Genomic DNA, 14,739 nt, shown 5'->3' on the forward strand with positions numbered 1-14,739 from the left:
GGTCGCGCCGGGCGGCCGGGCTGCGCGGGACGGGCGGCGCGGCGCGCCGCCCGCCGGGGCCCCTGGCCGCGCCGGCGGTCCCGGCCCCACGTGACGTCCCCGCGCCGGACGGACTCGCGGGCCGCAAGCTTGGCGACGGCCGTGACCGCCGTGAACGTGGCCAGCGCCGGGACGAGCGCCGGGCGGGCGAGGACCGTGCGGGCCAGGCCCACGAGCCGCCCCGCCCGGCCGACGTCGTGGGCCGGCCCGTCCAGCTGCTGGTTGCCGGCGTAGACGCGCCGGCGGACCCGCATGAGGTCCGCCACGCGGCCGGGGGGCCGGACGACCACGGGCTCCCCCACGATCACGGCCTCGCCGCGCGGGACGCGGGCGGTGACGAACCGGTCGTCGGCGATCCCGTCCGGGAAGGGCCCGAACGTCTCCCGGGCGCGCCGGCCGAGCGTGTAGGCGCCACGCCCGGACAGCTGGCCCTGCACCCAGGGCAGGGCCTGCCAGCCCTCGTAGTACAGGCGCGCGACGGCGCCGGCCGTGGCGGTGTCCAGGACCCGCCTGGGGACGGCCACGGCGGCGCCGGCGTCCACGGCGGCCACCATGGCCCGGACCGTGGCGGTGGGGCAGTGCACGTCGGCGTCGAGGTAGACGCGCGGGAAGCCGGTGGCGACCTCCTCGGCCGCGCGGATCGCCGCCGCCTTGGACGCCACCGGCAGCGAGAGGACCGTGACGTCGGCCCCCAGGCCGGCGGCCGCGTCCCGCGCGCGCTCGGCCGTGGCGTCGGTGCACCCGTTGCACGCCACGACGACGTGGAACTCCCCCGGCGCGGCGTCCGCCAGGACCGTGCGGAGGCCCGCGGCGATCACCGCCTCCTCGTTGTGCGCCGGCACGATGATGACCGGTCTCCCGGTCTGCGTCGGTTCGCTCATGTCGCATCCCCCATCGGGCGCAGCGCCCGGCGCCTCGCCCATGCGTGGTAGAGGCCCGCCGCCCGCCGGCGGGCACGCCGCATCGTCCGCAGCGAGCGCCCGCCGACCCGCCGGACCGGCTCGCTCGACCCGCCGGCGACGCGCGCCAGGCGGAATGCGGCCCGCCGCAGGTGCTGCTCCCACGGCGGGCTGCCCAGGAGCGCCTCCATCGACAGCCCCACGTACGGGCGCCACCGGAGGTCGTAGCGCAGGTCGTCGACGAAGGGCACGTCCCCGCCGAACCCGTCCGGGACCCCGACGAAGCCGTACAGCCCCGTGAACGGGGGCGGCTCGCCCTCGTAGCGCTGCAGGAACTCCAGGTCGACGAGCGTGAGGCCCCGCTCGGGGTCGAGGAGGAAGTTCTGGGGCTTGGCGTCGACGAGGTCGAGGCCGAGCGCGTGGACGCGCCGGAGCACGTCGACCATCTCGCGCGCGGCCCGCAGGGGCACCAGGGCGCCGCCGGGCCGGTCGCCGACGCGGCGCAGCCGGTTCTCGTAGTAGGGGCTGAGGAACCAGTTCGGGCCCGTGGCCAGGACCTCCGGCACGGCGACGTGCGGCGCGAGCGTGGCCAGCCCGCCGAGCTCGCGCTCCAGGTGGCGCCGGGCGGCCGGGACGAAGGTCTTCCGGACGGCGCGGCCGTGCTCCGTGCGCACCACCTCGACCTTCGCGCGGCGCCCGCGGCTGAGGACCCGCTCGACGGGCACGTCGGTGGCGTACTCGGCGCGGCGCCGGCGCACCTCGGCGCGCAGGCGCCCGGCCTCGTCGGGCACCGCCAGGTCGACGTACTCCCAGGCCTCGGTCTCGTCGTCGGAGGAGTGGACCGGGTTGAAGCGCGCCGGTTCGGGCACCCGCTCGGCCACGAGGTCCCTGATGCGCAGCTTCGCCTGGAGGCTGTCGATGTTGGACAGGCGCGGGTACCGCTCCCGCAGGTGCGCGGGCGGGAGCCGCGGCCCGTAGTGGAGGGCGACGATCGCCGTCGCCGGGACGCCGCCGGACTGCGGGAACGGGCCCCGCCCCCAGTTCCCGCCGCGCATCTGGTCCGCGCACCGCGCCCGCGCCGGGCCGTCGAGGGCGCGGACGAGCAGGATCTCGAACCCGAGCCGGACCAGCACGTCCCGGACCTCGTCCAGGCGCACGACGTCGAGGGTGCGCTCCCGCACGAGGAAGACGGCGGGCTCGGGCGGGTCGGGCGGGGGCGCCTCGGCCGGGAACCGCCGCCCGACCCACGGGTTCGACGCCGCGAGACGTCGCAGGGTGTCCGGCGGCGGTCGCCATCCCTGGTCCGCGAGGTACTCGTCGACGCCGTCGAGCGTGAGCGTCAGGTCGACGCCGTTCTCGCGCGCCAGGTCCGCCAGCACCGCGGCGTAGTCGTGCTCCGGGTTCGGCTCCCGCTCGGTCGTCATGGCCGAGGCGAGGCCCGAGCGGAGGCCCTTGTGGTAGGCCGCGTGGTAAGCCAGCGAACGCAGGTGGTCGAGCGGGCGGGGGACGCGGCAGCCGCTGGGGTGCACCACCGCCCGGTCGAGGATCTGCCGCGCGAGCGCCGGCGGGTAGTACGCCATCCCCTGGTAGTCCGTGCCGGTCAGGCCCGACTCGCTGTAGAGGTCGACCGGGATGGTGCCGGGCTCCTCGGCGAGGAGCCGCTCCACGGTGGCCAGGTCGTCGTCCGCGACGAGGAGGTCCAGGTCCTCGCCCGGGTCGAGGGCCGGGAGCTGCTCGAACCACCGCAGGGCGGCGTAGCGCACCCCGTGCGCCTCGAGTCGCTGGACGAGGCCGGTCACGCCCCAGGTGGGCGAGAGGTAACGGCGGGCGCGTGGCGCCGGCCGGCCCGCGAGCTCGAGGACGTCGAGCTGCCGTCCGGCGCAGGTGCAGCGGCCCCGGGGGGCCGCCCGGCCGGTCAGGCGCGGGACCAGCCCGGCCAGGTGCGCCTCGACCCCGCGGACGCCGCCGCCCGCCTCGACGGCGAGGTACCGGACGTGGCGCAGGTCCCGGAAGGACCAGAGGTAGGCGGCGAAGGGACGGCGGACGATCATCAGGTCCGCGCTGTTCCGCGTGGCCAGCGAGGGCGGGTCCAGGGCGACGAAGCGGTCCGCCAGGTCGCCCGCGGCCTCCCGCACCGCCTCCAGCCGGTCCGGCGGGACCAGGCCGAGGTAGCGCTCGTGCCCGCGCCCGGCCAGCCACCGGGCGACGTCGGGGCCGTCGGCGCCGACGTCGATGACCCGGCTCCGGGGCCCGAGAAGGGAAGTGAGCTCCACGGTCGCACTGTAGGCGCGCGGCGGCCCGCACGCGTTGGGATCGGGACCTCGGATCTCCGCCCGGCCGCGCGGGGATCGGGACCTCGGATCTCCGCCCGGCCGCGCGGGAGACGGGTCGACGTTCTTCCGCGCGCGCCGGGTGCCCGCGATTACCCTGTGGCATGGCCCGGGGCGCGCCCCGGGTGGAACGGACGACGTCAGGGGACTGCCCGTGCCGACGCAACCTCCGGCCCCGCGGCGGGGCCGCTCATCGCCGCTCGCCGTCGCCCGCCGTGCCCGGTCGGCGTGGCGGCGCCTGTCACCGTTCTTCAGGACCTCGCGCCTGAAGATGACCGTGCTGGTGACGACGTCCGTGGTCGCCGGGTTCGCCGAGGCCGCGCTGCTCTCGGTCGTCGGCGCCATCGCGGGGGCGCTGTCGCAGGGCCACTCGGAGGTCGCCGTCCACATCGGCCCCGTGCACTTGACGGCCGCCCCCTCCCTCATGTTCGTCCTCGGGATCTCGATGGCGGTCCTGCGCGGCGCCCTCCAGGTGCTGCTCGCCTACCTGCCGGCGAGCATCAGCGCCCAGGCCATGGCGGACCTGCGCCGCCAGCTCTTCGACTCCTTCATCCGGGCGTCCTGGCCGGTGAAGGCGACCGAGCGGGACGGCCAGTTCCAGTCCCTCATGACGACGCACATCAACTCGGCGAGCTACGCGGTCATCACGATCGGCACGGGGATCTCCGTCTCCGTCGTCTTCGCGACCCTGCTCGTCTCGGCGTTCGTCCTGAGCCTGCCCGCCGCCGCGCTGCTCAGCGTCGTCTCCGTCGGGCTGTTCCTGGCGCTGCGCCCCCTCGCGCGGCGGCTGCGGCGGCACGCCTCCGCCCTCAGCGCGGAGAACATCGAGTACTCCAAGGCCGTGCAGGAGGTCGTGCTCATGGCCGAGGAGACGCAGGTCTTCGGGGCCACGGCGTCCTACAAGGAGACGTTCTACCGGCTCATGGACGCCATCCGCGCCCCCATGATGCGCACCCGGTTCCTCGCCAACGCCGTCCCGGCGCTGTACCAGAGCATCGCCCTGCTGCTGCTCGTGGTGGCGCTGGGGGTCGTCTTCATCATCGGGCTGGACGACATCGCCACCCTCGGCGCCGTCGTCCTGATCCTCCTGCGGGCCTCCACCTACGGCCAGCAGCTCCAGACCGCCGTGACGGGCCTGGACGAGCGGATCCCCTTCATGCACCGCCTCGCCGACGCCGTCGAACGGTACGGCGCAAACGCCCAGCGGGACGGGGACGAGCCCCTGCCGCCGACCATCGAGGACATCGGGATGACCGACGTCCACTTCTCCTACCACGGCGAGCGCGAGGCCCTCAGCGGGCTCACGTTCCGGGTGCGCCGGGGCGAGGCCATCGGCATCGCGGGCCCGTCCGGGGCCGGCAAGTCCTCGCTCGTCCAGCTGCTGCTGCGCCTGCGCACCCCGACCACCGGCCGCCTCGAGGTGAACGGGCGCGACGCCCAGGTCTTCCGGCGGGAGGAGTGGCAGCGGCGCGTCGCCTACGTGCCCCAGACGCCGCAGCTGATCTGGGGAACGGTCGCCGACAACATCCGGTTCTACCGGCCCGAGCTCACGGACGAGGACGTCGAGACCGCCGCGCGCCGCGCGCAGATACACGACGAGATCCTGTCCTGGCCCCAGGGGTACGACACCGTCGTGGGACAGCGGGCCGCGGCCGTCTCGGGCGGGCAGCGTCAGCGCATCTGCCTGGCCCGCGCGCTGGCGGAGAACCCGGAGGTCCTCGTGCTGGACGAGCCGACGAGCGCGCTGGACGTGCGCTCCGAGGCGCTCGTGAAGGAGTCGCTGCACAGCCTCAAGGGGCAGATCACGCTGTTCCTGGTCGGCCACCGTCTCTCGACCCTGTCGTTCTGCGACCGGATCATGGTGGTCTCGGGCGGCCGCCTCGAGGCCTTCGCGGCGCCGAGCGAGCTCCTCGCGACGAACGCCTTCTACCGGGAGGTCACGGAGATCACGCGGCAGCAGAGCCGGAACTGACGCGTTCGTTCACCGCTGCGGGGGCCGGTCGGGGCGTGGGCGGCCGCGACCCGGGCGCTCACCAGCTGCCGCGGCCGCGGACCAGCCGCGTCAGGCGCCTGCGCGCCCCGCGCCGCTTCGCCCGCCACCCCGAGTACTCCCGCAGGTCCAGCGAGGCCTTCTGGACGGCGACGGCGGACTCGTGCTCCTGGCGCGCCCAGTCCGCCACCGAGGTGATCCCCAGCGCCTGCGCCGTCAGCGGCATGCGCCGCAGGAAGTCCGTGTCGTCCTTGAACAGCGTGCGGGGCGAGCGCGGGTCGTCCATGTTGTCCTCCTGGATGAAGGGGTACGCCCAGCCGTTCACCGCGCCCCGCCGCGCGAGCTCGATGCAGTACTGCGTGAAGGACTGCCCCTGACGCAGCGGTCCGAGCCGGCGCACCATGTCCCGCGGGAGGAGGTACCCGCTCCCCTGCACCCAGTGGTTGCGGAGCAGCCGGTGGCCGCCGTCGAACTCGGCGATCTTCGCGGCCGCCACCTCGGGCAGGAAGTCCTCCTCCATGAAGCGCCAGCACCCGACGGCGCCGAAGGCCGGGTTGGCCTCGTGCGCGTCGCGCAGCCGCTCGATCCACCCCGCCTCGGGCAGGCAGTCGTCGTCCACCTTGGCGACGTAGGTGCCGTCCGACTCGCTCCAGAGCCAGTTGGTCGGGGCGGTGAGGCGGACGTTCTCCCGGCTGTGGTGGAACCGGTGCACCCGCGGGTCGCGGGCGAGCTCGGAGACGACGCCGAGGGTCTCCTCGTGGTCCCCGTTGTGCCACAGCCACACCCGCGTGCTCTCGTCGCAGGTGGAGAGCAGGTGGGGAAGAGAGACCCGGACGTGCTCCGGGCTGTTGTAGGTGATCATCAGCACGTCGGTCACCGCTGCCATGGCGTCACCACTCCTTCGGGGCTCGAGTGGACCCTACCCACCTCGCACGGTGCCGGAGGGCGCTCTCACCCCGCATCGGCCGCAAGAAATTCCCGTCCGGGCACGTAAACCCGAGTGCGACGCATGTTGAGCACCTACTCTCTCACCACGACCTCAGGAGGACGCATGGATCTCTTCTCGATTCTTGGCTCCAGCTTCCGTCGCTGGTACGTCACGCTGCCGATCGTCGCGCTCGCGGCCGTCCTGGCCGTGCAGGCCTACCAGGCCGTGCCGACCGTCTACTCGTCCTCCGTCACGGTCACCGTGCTGCCGCCGGTGGTCCCGCCGCCGCCGCCCCCGGACCCGGTGACGGGCGAGGTCGTGGAGCCGTACGAGACGAACCCGTACGACGGGCCGAGCCTGGCGGCGGCCGTGCTGGCGCGGAACCTCAACAGCGCCGCCTTCGCCGAGCAGCTGGGGCTGGACACGGAGTCGAAGGAGACGATCCTGGCCGACCCCGCCAGCAGGCAGCCCATCATCGAGATCACCGCGACGGGCGGCTCGCCGGGGGCCGTGCTCGGCCTGCTCGGCGAGGTGACCACGCAGGCGGGCACCATCCTCAACACCTTCCAGGAACAGGCGGGCGCGACGGAGGGGGCCCGCTACCGGCTGGCGCCGGCGGTCCCGGCCAACCCCGTCCAGGACGTCACCCCGAGCCGGTTCCGCACGTCCGGCGCCATCGCCGTGGTGGGTCTCGGCGTCGCCGCGGCGGCCGCCACCGCGCTCGACATGGCGCTCGAGCGCCGCCGGACGACGCCGCGCGCACCGCGCCCCCGCACGAGCGGCGCCCCCCGGCCCACCGGGCGGGTCGGCGGCGCCGCGCGGGCCATCGGCGCCGCCCGCGGGCTGGCGACACCGACCGCCGCCACCGCCGCCCAGGACGCCGCCACGGCCCCCACCCCTCCGCGGGCGTCCGAGGCGGACGACGCCGACGCTGACCTCGGCCGCACCGACGCCGGCCCGTCCCGCACCAACGGGGCCGACGCCGCCCAGAAGGGCACCGGCGGGTCCGGTGCCGGGCGGCGTGGCCCGGCGATCAGGCTGCGCCAGGACCCGCACACCGAGGCGCCCGTCCTCGGCCCTCCCCGATGAGCCGTCGGCTCCTCCCGGAGGCCCGGCCGGGCGCGCGGCGGCCCGGGCCGTGGTTCGCGCTCACGGCGCTGCCGCTGCTCGTCCTCTTCCTCCCCGCGTCGGTCGTGCTGCCCGGTCCCCTCCTGTCGAACGGCTGGCCCGGGCGCCTCCTCGTGTTCTGGGTGGCCGGCGCGGTCCTCCTCGGGTGGGTGCGGCGGCCGAACGCCGGTGGCCGGCCCTCGCCCGCGGAGGTGGCGTGCTGGGTCCTCCTCCTCGGCCTGGTCGCGTCCCTGGCGGCCGCCCAGCTCCGCGAGGTCTCCGCCGAGGAGGCGGCGGGCTCCCTCCGCGTGGCGCTGGTCTTCCTCCCGCTGGCGGTCGTCGCGCTGGGGGTCGCCTCGCTCGGCGACACCCGCAAGATCGACGTGCTGCTCGCGGGCATCGTCGTCGGGGCGACGTTCAGCGCCGTCGTCGCCGTCGCCCAGTTCCTCAGCCCGTTCGACTTCGCGCAGCTCGTGCGGCCGCCCGGGATGGTGGTGCAGGGGATCGGTGCGATGAGCGACCGCGGGGGGTTCATCCGGGCCCAGGGCAGCGCGGGGCACCCCATCGAGTTCGGCGTGCTCTCCGGCGCGGTCACGCCGCTCGCCGTGCACGTCGCGCGGTTCGCGGGCACCCCGCTCCGCCGGCACATGGCCGCGATCGCCACAGCGCTGCTCGTCGTCGGCGTCCTGGTGTCCGTCACGCGGTCCGGCGTGCTGACGCTCGTGGTCGCGATGGCCGTCTACGCCGTCGTGCTCAACACGCGCCAGCGGCTGAACCTGGCCGCGTTCGCCCTCGCCGCGATGGTGCTCGCGCGCGCCGCCGTGCCGGGGCTGCTGGGCACGATCACCGGGTTCTTCCTCGGTGCCTCCGGCGACGACAGCGTCACCGCACGGCTCGACGACTACCCCCGGGTGGACGCGCTCTTCACGCAGTCGCCGTTCATCGGGCGCGGCCTGGGGACCTTCCTGCCCGACCTGTACTTCCTGCTGGACAACCAGTACCTGCTGTTCCTCATCGAGGGCGGCCTCGTGCTCGTGGCCGCCTTCCTCGCCTTCATCGCCCTGACGCTGTCCAGCGCGCGCGGGGCCGTCCTGCGCGCCGACAGCGCCGCCGACCAGTCACGGGCGCAGGCCCTCACGGCCTCGGTCGCCGCCATCGCCGTGTCCGGGTTCTTCTTCGACCTGTTCAGCTTCGCGCAGGTCACGGTGGTGCTGTTCCTCCTCGTCGGCCTCGCCGGCGCGGCGTGGCGCCACGGGCACGACCACGGCCGGCCGATCCCCGCCCCGATGGAACGGGTCCGCGGAGCCGGGGCCGTAGCACCCGCACGCGACCTGCCCGTACACCGCGACCAGCCCGTTCACCGATAAGACGCGCCCACGGGCGGCGCCAGCCCCGGGCACCCGCGAACGGGTGCCCGGGGCTCGCTCGTCCACGGGTGACGTCAGGCGTTGCCCTCGAAGAGGCTCGTCACGGACCCGTCGTCGAAGACCTCGCGGATCGCGCGGCCGAGCAGCGGGGCGATGGGCAGCACGGTCAGCTGCGGGAACCGCTTCTCCGCCGGGATGGGCAGCGTGTCGGTGACGATGACCTCCCGGGCCCCGGACTCGCTCAGGCGCTGGGCCGCCGGGTGCGAGAGCACCCCGTGGGTGGCGGCGACGATGACGTCCGAGGCCCCGGCGGCCAGGACGACCTTGACCGCCTCGGCGATCGTGCCGCCGGTGTCGATGAGGTCGTCCACCAGGACCGCGGTGCGGCCCTTGACCTCGCCGACGACCCGGTTGGCCACGGCCTGGTTGGGCTTGTGGATGTCGCGGGTCTTGTGGACGAAGGCCAGGGGCACGCCACCGAACTTCGCGGCCCACTGCTCCGCGACGCGGATACGCCCGGCGTCGGGCGAGACCACGGCCGTCTTCGCCGGGTCGACGCGCGTGCGGACGTAGTCGGTGAGGATCGGCTGGGCCCAGAGGTGGTCCACCGGGCCGTCGAAGAAGCCCTGCGACTGGGCGGCGTGCAGGTCGACGCTCATGAGGCGGTCGGCGCCCGCGGTCTTGTACAGGTCGGCGACCAGGCGCGCCGAGATCGGCTCGCGGCCGCGGTGCTTCTTGTCCTGGCGGGCGTAGGGGTAGAACGGGGCGACCACGGTGATCCGCTTGGCGGAGGCCCGCTTGAGCGCGTCCACCATGATCAGCTGCTCCATGAGCCACTGGTTGATGGGCGTGGTGTGCGACTGCAGCACGAACACGTCGGCGCCGCGCACCGACTCGTCGAACCGGACGTAGATCTCACCATTGGCGAAGTCGTAGGCGGTGGTGGGCAGCTCCTCGATGTCGAGCTCCCGGGCGACGGCGGAGGCCAGCTCCGGGTGCGCCCTCCCGCTGGCAAGCACAAGTCGCTTCTCGCCGTGGGTGATGATCCCGGTCATCGCTGGGTGTCCCCTTCTGCCGTGGTACCCAGGGCCTGCTGGTCCCGGGGAGTGCTGGGCGCGGCCGCGGCGCGCGCGCGCTCGGCCTGCGCCTGGGGCGACAGCCCCGTGGCGTCCCCCTGGCCGAGGGCGCTGGCGGCGGCGGTCGCGGAGACCGTGCCGGCGCGGCGGCGCAGCACCCAGCCCTCGATGGTGCGCTGGCCGGCGCCGGGGACGGCGAGCGCGCCGGGCGGGACGTCCTCACGGACGACCGTGCCGGCGCCGGTGTAGGCGCCGTCGCCGACCGTGACGGGCGCGACGAACATGTTGTCCGACCCGGTGCGGGCGTGCGCGCCGATGGTCGTGCGGTGCTTGCTGACGCCGTCGTAGTTGACGAAGACCGACGAGGCGCCGATGTTCGTGCCCTCCCCGATGTCGGCGTCGCCGACGTAGGTCAGGTGCGGGACCTTGGCGCCCGCGCCGATGTGGGCGTTCTTGACCTCGACGAACGTGCCGATCTTGCCCCCCGCGCCCAGGTGCGCGCCGGGGCGCAGGTAGGCGAAGGGGCCGGTGGTGGACCCGGCTTCGAGCTCGGCGTCCGCGCCGTGCGTGCGCACGACGGTCGCGCCGGCGCCCACCCGCACGTCGGTCAGGGTGGTGTCGGGGCCGACCGTGGCGCCCTCGCCGACCGTGGTGGCGCCGTGCAGCTGGGTGCCGGGCAGGAGGGTGACGTCGCGGGCGAGCTCGACGTCGACGTCGACCCAGGTGGTGCCGGGGTCCACGATCGTGACGCCCTCGCGCATCCAGCCCTCGAGCGTGCGCCGGTTCAGCTCGGCGCCGAGGGCCGCGAGCTGCACGCGGTCGTTGACGCCCTCGACGAGCAGCGAGTCCGTGGTGGCGAGGGCACGGACCTGCAGGCCGTTGCGGTGCGCCAGGGCGACGACGTCGGTGAGGTAGACCTCGCCCTGGTCGTTGTCCTGCCCCAGGCCGCCGAGCGCCTCGCGGAGCACCGCGGCGTCGAACACATAGGTGGAGGTGTTGATCTCTCGGATCGCGCGCTGCTCCTGCGTGGCGTCGCGCTCCTCCACGACGCCGACGACGTCGCCGCCCTCGCGCAGGATGCGCCCGTAGCCATGGGGGTCGTCGACCCGCGCCGTCAGGACCGTGACGGCGTTGCCGTCCGCGACGTGGGCGCTCAGGAGCTCGGCGAGCGTGCCGGTGTCCAGCAGCGGGGTGTCCCCCGCCATGACGAGGACCGGTCCCTCGAGCACCGGCGGGTGCGGGTCGTGCCCGGCCGCGTCGGCGTGGACGAGCGTCGCGGCGTGCGTGGCGGCGTCGAGCGCGGAGAGGGCGCACTGGACGGCCCGGCCGGTGCCCGGGACGTCGTCCTGGTCCACGACCATGACGCCGGGGTGCGCCGACGTGGCGTGGGCGGCGACGGCGTCGCGCTCGTGGCGGACGACGACGGCGAGGCGCTCGGGGTCGAGGCCCGCCGCGGCGGCGAGGGCGTGGCCCAGCAGGCTGCGGCCGCCGATCTCGTGCAGCACCTTGGGGGTGCGGGACCTCATCCGGGTGCCCTCACCCGCGGCGAGGACGACGACAGCAGCAGGTTGGGTCAAGCTCACGCCGGCTCCCTCTGGAGGATCACCGCCCAGGGGTTCTCCGGGCGTCGTGCAGCGACAACTCTAACGCCGCACGCCCGAGCGCCCTCCGCCCGTCCGCCGCGGCGCAGCGCCCGCGGCGGACGCCGGCCACGGCCCCCACGTGCTCCGCCCCCAGGATTCGAACCCGGACCGCAAGGCACCAAAGGCCTGCGTGCTGCCATTACACCAGGGCGGACCGCGCGCGTGCGCCCACCCAGTGTGCCAGCACCGCCGGCGCGCTCCGGCACGCGGGTGCGCCGACCGGTGTCCTAACTCACCCTGCCGCGGCCGCGCCCGAGTGGCTGGGTGGGTCCGCCGCCCGGCGGCGCACCCGCGTAGCCCGGTCCGCCGCCTGGCGGCGCGCAGGGCATGATGAGGCGATGGCCTCCGATCCCAGACGTGCCCCGCGCGTGCGCATGACCGGCACCCAGCGGCGTGAGCAGCTGATCACCGTCGGGCGCACGCTGTTCGCGGAGAAGGGGTTCGAGGGTACCAGCGTGGAGGAGATCGCCGCCCGGGCGAAGGTCTCCAAGCCGGTGGTCTACGAGCACTTCGGGGGCAAGGAGGGCGTCTACGCCGTCGTCGTCGACCGTGAGGTCCAGCGCCTGCTCGGCATGCTCACCGAGCAGCTCAGCGCCGGCGGCCACCCCAAGATCATCGTCGAGAAGGCCGCGCTGACCCTGCTGGACTACATCGAGGCGAACACCGACGGCTTCCGCATCCTCGTGCGCGACTCCCCCGTCGCGCAGGGCACCGGCACGTTCTCCTCGCTCATCGGCGACGTCGCGTCGCAGGTGGAGTACCTGCTCGCCGCGCAGTTCCGCACGCGCGGGCTCGACCCGGCGGCCGCGCCGATGTATGCGCAGATGCTCGTCGGGCTCATCGCCCTGACCGGCCAGTGGTGGCTGGAGGCGCGCAGCCCGAACAAGACGGAGGTCGCCGCCCACATCGTCAACCTCGCGTGGAACGGCCTCAAGGGGCTGGAGCGCCGCCCCACGCTCAGCTCCCTCGCGAGGAGCTGAGGCCAAGCCCCTGGCGGGACCTGAGAGACCGGCGCCACCGGTCGGAACGCGCCTAGGGCCGTGGCTTCACCACCAGGACGCCCGCCGCTGATACCTTGCGCGGACATCTACGTCCGTTTCCGCTCGGGATGCCTCCGAGTGGTGACCCGCAGGAGGAGGCGCATGAGCGCGCTCGAGATCGACCATCTCAACAAGTCCTACGGCAGCCTGCGCGCGTTGCGCGAGATGACCTTCGACGTGCGCGCCGGCGAGATCTTCGGCTTCGTCGGCTCCAACGGCGCCGGCAAGACCACCACCATGCGCATCATGCTCGGCGTGCTCGCCGCGGACTCGGGCCAGGTGCGCTGGGACGGCGCCGCGCTCGACCTCGAGACCCGCCGCCGGGTCGGGTACATGCCCGAGGAGCGGGGGCTCTACCCCAAGATGAAGGTCGGCGACCAGCTCTCCTACCTCGCCCGCCTCCACGGGATGTCCCCCTCCGACGCGCGCCGGGCCACGGAGCACTGGACCGACCGGCTCGGGGTCGGGGCGCGCCGCGGCGACAACGTCGAGAAGCTCTCGCTCGGCAACCAGCAGCGCGTCCAGCTGGCCGCGGCCCTGACGCACGACCCGGCCATCCTCGTGCTCGACGAGCCCTTCTCGGGCCTGGACCCCGTCGCCGTCGACGTCATGAGCGCCGTCCTGCGCGAGCGCGCCGCCGCCGGCGTGCCGGTCATCTTCTCCTCCCACCAGCTCGACCTCGTCGAGCGGCTGTGCGACCGCGTCGGCATCGTGCGCGCCGGCCAGATGGAGGCCCTCGGCACGATCGACGAGCTGCGAACCACCGAGCACCCCCGCTGGCTCCTCGACGTCGACGCCGACCAGGACACCGTCCTGGCGTGGGCGGCGGGCGTGCCGGGCGCCCGGGTGACACCCGCGCCCGGGCGCCCGGGCGCCGTCCTGGTCGAGGTGGACGGCGGGACGCCGGGCGTGGAGCAGCGCCTGCTCGCCGACGTCCTGACCCTGGGCGCCGTCCGCGAGTTCTCCCCCGTGCGCCCGTCCCTGACCGACCTGTTCCGGCACGTCGTCGCCTCGGGCGAGGACGGCGGCGCGGGGGCCGACGAGGCGCAGGGCCGGCCAGGCCGCGCCGGAGCGAAGGTGGCGGCATGAGCGCCCTCGGCACGATCTGGCTGGTCGCGGGCCGCGAGGTCAGGACGCGGATGCTCACCAAGGCCAACATCATCTCCCTCGCCGTCATGCTCGGCGTGGTCATCGTCGGCGCGTTCGTGGCGAACTACTTCCTGGACCGTGACGCCGAGCCGGCGGTGAGCCACGTGGCGGTCGAGCAGAGCGTCGCGGCCCTGCGCCCGGACCTCGAGGCCGCCGCGGCGCAGCAGGGCCTCACCGTGGAGCTAGCCACCATGACGGCCGAGCAGGCCGAGGCCGCCCTCGCCGAGGAGGACCCCACGCTGGACGCGTTCCTCGCCGGCGACCCGTCGTCGCCAAGCATGCTCGTCGCGGCCGAGCCCGACGCCCAGCTGCTCGCCGTCGTCACGGACGCGGTGCGCTCCTTCGTGGTCGCGGACCAGGTCGGCGCGCTGGGCGGCGACCCGGACGCCTTCGGCCAGGCCCTGGCGGGTGCCGCCCCGCAGGTCGACAGCATCGAGGACGCCCAGGCCGACCGGTTCGACGGCGCGGCCTACGGCGTCGCCATGGCGATGATCTCGCTGCTGCTGTTCGCACTGATCGGGTCCGGTTCGCTGATCGCCATGGGTGTCGTCGAGGAGAAGACGTCCCGGGTGGTCGAGATCCTGCTCGCGACCATCAAGCCGACCCAGCTGCTCGCCGGGAAGATCCTCGGCATCGGGATCTACGGGCTCTTCCAGGTGGTGGTGATCGGCGGCGCGCTCGCCGTCGCCGTGACGGCGCTCGGCCTGACGGAGGGCATCGAGGTCAGCATCGGCAGCGCCCTGGCGATGCTCGTCGTGTGGTTCCTGCTCGGGTACGCGGTCTTCGCGCTGCTCTTCGGCGGCTTCGCGGCCCTGGTCTCGCGGCAGGAGGACATCGGCTCGGTGACCACGCCGCTGATGTTCCTGCTCTTCATCCCGTACTACGTGACCATGTTCATGGTGCCCAGCAACCCCGACGGCACGCTGGTCAAGATCCTGTCGCAGGTCCCGGTCTTCTCGCCGTTCATGATGCCGGTGCGCAACGCGTTCGGCGCCCTGGCGCCGTGGGAGATGCCCCTGGCCATCGCCGTCGCGCTGGTGACCATCCCGATCCTCGTCTGGGTCGCGGCGCGCGTGTACCAGCGCGGCGTGCTCCACACGGGCGGCCGCATGAAGCTGGCCGACGCCCTGCGGGGCTGAGCGGGCGGGCCCGCTCGCCCGCCGTCCTGCGA

At 74.5% G+C, this 14,739-nt stretch carries 11 protein-coding genes and 1 tRNA gene; 6 read left to right on the forward strand and 6 right to left on the reverse strand.

Going from position 1 to position 14,739, the window contains the following annotated elements; all coding sequences use genetic code 11:
* Together EJK16_RS09010 and EJK16_RS09015 are read right to left on the reverse strand one after the other, a co-directional pair.
* Positions 1 to 920, reverse strand: a 920-nt coding sequence (locus EJK16_RS09010) for a glycosyltransferase (RefSeq protein WP_164737252.1), incomplete at its 3' end; no start/stop codon positions are given.
* Complete coding sequence (locus tag EJK16_RS09015; RefSeq protein ID WP_127128523.1) at positions 917 to 3,211, reverse strand: hypothetical protein; 2,295 nt, start codon at positions 3,209 to 3,211, stop codon at positions 917 to 919. The genes EJK16_RS09010 and EJK16_RS09015, both read right to left, overlap by 4 nt.
* Positions 3,212 to 3,539: 328 nt before the next feature.
* On the opposite strand from EJK16_RS09015, the gene EJK16_RS09020 reads away from it, so the two are divergent.
* On the forward strand, positions 3,540 to 5,240 hold the full coding sequence (locus tag EJK16_RS09020; protein ID WP_240645905.1) for an ABC transporter ATP-binding protein: 1,701 nt from the start codon (positions 3,540 to 3,542) through the stop codon (positions 5,238 to 5,240).
* A gap of 58 nt (positions 5,241 to 5,298) precedes the next feature.
* Here the strand turns inward: EJK16_RS09020 and EJK16_RS09025 are convergent, their stop codons facing one another.
* Positions 5,299 to 6,144, reverse strand: coding sequence for a glycosyltransferase family A protein (locus EJK16_RS09025; protein WP_127128527.1), 846 nt, complete (start codon positions 6,142 to 6,144; stop codon positions 5,299 to 5,301).
* Positions 6,145 to 6,309: 165 nt separating this feature from the next.
* On the opposite strand from EJK16_RS09025, the gene EJK16_RS09030 reads away from it, so the two are divergent.
* Both EJK16_RS09030 and EJK16_RS09035 read left to right on the forward strand, forming a co-directional pair.
* On the forward strand, positions 6,310 to 7,275 hold the full coding sequence (locus EJK16_RS09030; RefSeq protein WP_127128529.1) for a hypothetical protein: 966 nt from the start codon (positions 6,310 to 6,312) through the stop codon (positions 7,273 to 7,275).
* A complete protein-coding gene (locus EJK16_RS09035; protein WP_127128531.1) occupies positions 7,272 to 8,660 on the forward strand; it encodes an O-antigen ligase in 1,389 nt (462 codons plus the stop codon). The genes EJK16_RS09030 and EJK16_RS09035 overlap by 4 nt, the downstream gene beginning before the upstream one ends.
* Before the next feature lie 74 nt (positions 8,661 to 8,734).
* Here EJK16_RS09035 and EJK16_RS09040 read toward each other — a convergent pair whose 3' ends face one another.
* From EJK16_RS09040 to EJK16_RS09050, 3 genes are all read right to left on the reverse strand, one after another.
* Positions 8,735 to 9,715 (reverse strand): ribose-phosphate diphosphokinase, encoded by a 981-nt coding sequence (locus EJK16_RS09040; protein ID WP_127128533.1) that lies wholly within the window; start codon positions 9,713 to 9,715, stop codon positions 8,735 to 8,737.
* On the reverse strand, positions 9,712 to 11,319 hold the full coding sequence (gene glmU, locus EJK16_RS09045; protein ID WP_127128535.1) for a bifunctional UDP-N-acetylglucosamine diphosphorylase/glucosamine-1-phosphate N-acetyltransferase GlmU: 1,608 nt from the start codon (positions 11,317 to 11,319) through the stop codon (positions 9,712 to 9,714). The genes EJK16_RS09040 and glmU overlap by 4 nt, the downstream gene beginning before the upstream one ends.
* 142 nt (positions 11,320 to 11,461) lie before the next feature.
* A tRNA-Gln gene (locus EJK16_RS09050) sits at positions 11,462 to 11,533 on the reverse strand.
* A gap of 184 nt (positions 11,534 to 11,717) precedes the next feature.
* On the opposite strand from EJK16_RS09050, the gene EJK16_RS09055 reads away from it, so the two are divergent.
* The 3 genes from EJK16_RS09055 (at position 11,718) to EJK16_RS09065 (ending at position 14,707) form a co-directional block, all read left to right on the forward strand.
* Positions 11,718 to 12,359 carry a TetR/AcrR family transcriptional regulator gene (locus tag EJK16_RS09055; RefSeq protein WP_240645906.1) on the forward strand — a complete coding sequence of 214 codons (642 nt, stop codon included), beginning with the start codon at positions 11,718 to 11,720 and terminating at the stop codon, positions 12,357 to 12,359.
* Positions 12,360 to 12,521: 162 nt separating this feature from the next.
* Positions 12,522 to 13,508, forward strand: a complete 987-nt coding sequence (locus EJK16_RS09060) for an ABC transporter ATP-binding protein (RefSeq protein ID WP_127128537.1) — start codon at positions 12,522 to 12,524, stop codon at positions 13,506 to 13,508.
* Positions 13,505 to 14,707 carry an ABC transporter permease gene (locus EJK16_RS09065; RefSeq protein WP_127128539.1) on the forward strand — a complete coding sequence of 401 codons (1,203 nt, stop codon included), beginning with the start codon at positions 13,505 to 13,507 and terminating at the stop codon, positions 14,705 to 14,707. The genes EJK16_RS09060 and EJK16_RS09065 overlap by 4 nt, the downstream gene beginning before the upstream one ends.
* Positions 14,708 to 14,739 lie beyond the last annotated feature (32 nt).

Source organism: Georgenia sp. SYP-B2076 (genome assembly GCF_003991205.1).
Lineage (GTDB): Bacteria > Actinomycetota > Actinomycetes > Actinomycetales > Actinomycetaceae > Georgenia.